This window comes from Rhodocista pekingensis (assembly GCF_042665545.1).
Classification (GTDB): domain Bacteria; phylum Pseudomonadota; class Alphaproteobacteria; order Azospirillales; family Azospirillaceae; genus Rhodocista; species Rhodocista pekingensis.
Genome location: NZ_JBHTCM010000002.1, coordinates 1 through 3,013, shown reverse-complemented (window position 1 = coordinate 3,013; position 3,013 = coordinate 1). Strand labels below are relative to the sequence as shown.

General features: G+C 71.7%; 1 protein-coding gene. It reads right to left on the bottom strand.

Annotated features, from left to right (window positions below):
• Positions 1-3,013: beta strand repeat-containing protein (locus ACFQPS_RS00010; RefSeq protein WP_377355363.1), on the bottom strand; the 3,013-nt coding region annotated here is incomplete at both ends.

Below are 3,013 nucleotides of genomic sequence, written 5' to 3'. Positions count from 1 at the left end.
ATAGTGCTCCAGCCCGCTGTGGAACCGGCCGTCCGCCACCGCGGCCCGCACATCGGCCCACCGGGCGAGGTAGAAGGCCTCGTCGAACGCTCCGCCGCCGCCCGGCTGCACCGCCTCGAAGCGCGCCGGCAGGGTGACATAGACGACCTGGTCGTCGAAGCGGATCAGCTCCACGTCGATGGCCGTGTCCGTGCCCGTCGCCGCCCCGTCCAGCCGCACGCCCCAGGGGCCCGTCGCCTCCAGCGTCACCGCCGACCGCGCCGCCTCGATGCGGACCACGTCCACCCCCGAGCCGCCGTCGATCGTGTCGTTCCCCGTCCCGCCGGAGAGGCGGTCGTACCCCTCCCCGCCGAAGATGCTGTCGTTGCCGGCGTCGCCGTAGATCAGGTCGCGGCCTTCCCCCGACCCCACCGTGTCGTCGCCGCCGCCGCCGCGCAGCGTGTCGTCATCGGGGCCGAGCCGGATGTACTGCCGCGCATCGTCCCCGATCACCACGTTCGAGCCGGTGCCCCCGGTCACGAACACGCTGCCCGTCACCACGGCGTAATCCACGTCGCGCAGTTCGATGTTGCTGCCCGCCGGCAGCGAGCGCCCGTCGACCACCACCGCCGTGACGATGCCCGAGGTGTCGGTCGAGGTCGGCACCGAGATGATGATCGGCTGAGCGGGCGGCGTGGTGTCGCCCGCCGCCAGCGTCGGCGTCACCGTCCGCAGCGTCACCGGCGTGCTCCCGGGCAGCAGCGTCGACAGACCGGTCAGATCGACCGTGCCGGTCGCCACCGTGCCGGCGGCCTGGATGCGCCCGGCCTCCACCCCCGCCGCGCCAGAGAGTTCCGCCAGGGTCAGCGTCGTCGCCCCCGAGGCCTGCAACCCGACCCCCACCGGCAGCGTCGCCACCAGGATCGGCGCCGTGACGCTGCCGCCCAGCCGGATGTCGGCATTGGCCGTCGGCGTGTTGCCGACATCCTGGCGGCTGGTCGGAACCGGCGCCACCACGACCTGCTCGACCGTCCGTCCGGTCAGGCTGTCGCTGCCGCTGCCGCGGCCCACCGAGACCCCGTCCTCCGTCGTCGTCGCGGTCACCGGCACCACCGGCGCCGGCGCCGGCAGCACCGGGGTCGGCGGCGGCGGCGGCGGCAGCGGCGGGGCCGGCGGCAGCGGCGGGATCACCACCGGGACCGGCGGCGGCGGCGTGACCGGGGTCTCGTCCACGTCGCCGAGGGTGATGGTCACCGTGGTCGTGGCATCGGCGGTGGTGTCCGCGTCCTCGTCATCGACCGCCACCGTCAGGGTGTAGCTGGCCGTGGTCTCGAAATCGAGGACCGCCCCCGGGGCGACCTTGATCTGGCCGCTGGCCGCGTCGATCGTGAACAGGCCGGCCCCGGTGCCGCCACTGATCGACCAGATCAGCCCGTTGCTGTCGCCGCTGGCGACCACGCTGCCGACGACGGTGCCGGCGGCACTGTTCTCCGCCACGGTGAAGCTCTGCGGCGCCAGCACGGGATCGACGTCGCTGAGCGTGAGCGTGATCGTCCTGCTGTCCGTCCCGCCCTTGCCGTCCTGCGTGGCGATGCTGAAGCCGACGGTGCCGGTCGTGTTGGGAACCGGCGTGACGGTGAGCCCCGCCAGGGCCGTGTTCAGTGCCCCGAGGCTGCCCGAGACCACCAGGGTGCGGCCGGCGCCCGTGTCGTCGCTGACCACGGTCAGGGCCGTGGTGTCGATGGCGAAGCTGCCGCTGCCCAGCGACAGCGTCACCGTCTGGGCGTCGTTGTCGCCGTCGGCGAGGCTGATCGTGCCCAGCGTCACCGCGGTCGCGTTCTCCGCCAGCGTGCTGGTCGCCGGGGCGGTGACCACGGGGGTCTGGTTCAGGCTGACCGTGATGTCGCTGCCGCTGGTCTTGAAATTGTCGGCCGTATAGGCGCCGTCGAGATCGATCGTCAGATCGGCGCCGGCCTTCCCGTCGATGCCGACATGCAGGCGGGTGACGCCGCCGCCGACAGCCTCGACATGGATCTGGTTCGCCAGGAGCCCGCTGCCGTCGCCCTTGGTGACGGCCCCGGCGGCGAAGTTCGACCCGGTGATGCGGATGATGTCGCCGCTATCCGCATCCGTGATGCGGGTGGTGCCGAGAAGACTGAAATCCGGGCCGGAGAGGACGAACACGTCCTCGCCACCGCCGCCCTCCAGCGTGTCGGTGCCGGTGTTGCCCGAGATCGTGTCGTTGCCGGCGCCGCCGCGGATACGGTCGTTGCTGCCGCTGCCGAGGAAGTTCACCCCGGTCGTGCTGGTCGTGGTGATCAGGTCGATGTTGGTCAGGACCAGGCCGCTGGCATCGAAGCTGCCGCCGGTGACCGTGAGGCTGACATCGGCGCTGTCGGGGGCGCCGATATACTGGAGGGCGCCGCTGCCGACCTGATCGCCCTTGAGGGTGATCGTGACGCTGCCGTCGGTCGCCTGGGTCAGCAGCGTGGTGATGCCGCTCAGGGTCCGGGTCGTCAGGTCGATGTCGGTGACCGCCGCGGTGAAGGAGAGCGTGCCGTCAGTGCCGGTGAAGGCCTTGGCCATGTCGAAGGCGGCCTGCCCGACGGTGAGATTGCCGGCCTTGCTCTGGTTCTCGAAGCGCTCGATGCCGCTGAGCGTCAGGCTGGTGAGATCGACGGCCGTCCCGTCCACGCGCAGGCTGTCGCCGCTGCCGCTGCCGCCGGTGACCGAGGTCACCTTGCCGCTGCCGATCTGGCTGCTGGTGAGCGTGAAGGCGGTGCCGGTGCCGCTGGTGGAGGTCAGCGCGTCGACCCCGGTCAGGGTCTTGCCCGAGAGGTCCAGCGTGGCCACCGCCGTCTGCACCGTGTTGGTGCCTTTGTCGCCGAAGGCGAGGTTCAGCGCCTGGTCGATGACGACGGTGCGGCCCGCCGTGTCATTGGCGCTGTCGAAATCCACCGTCTCGATCCCGTCCAGCACCAGCCCCTGGGCGGTCAGGGTGATGTAGCTGCTGCCGACCAGGACCAGCGTGTCG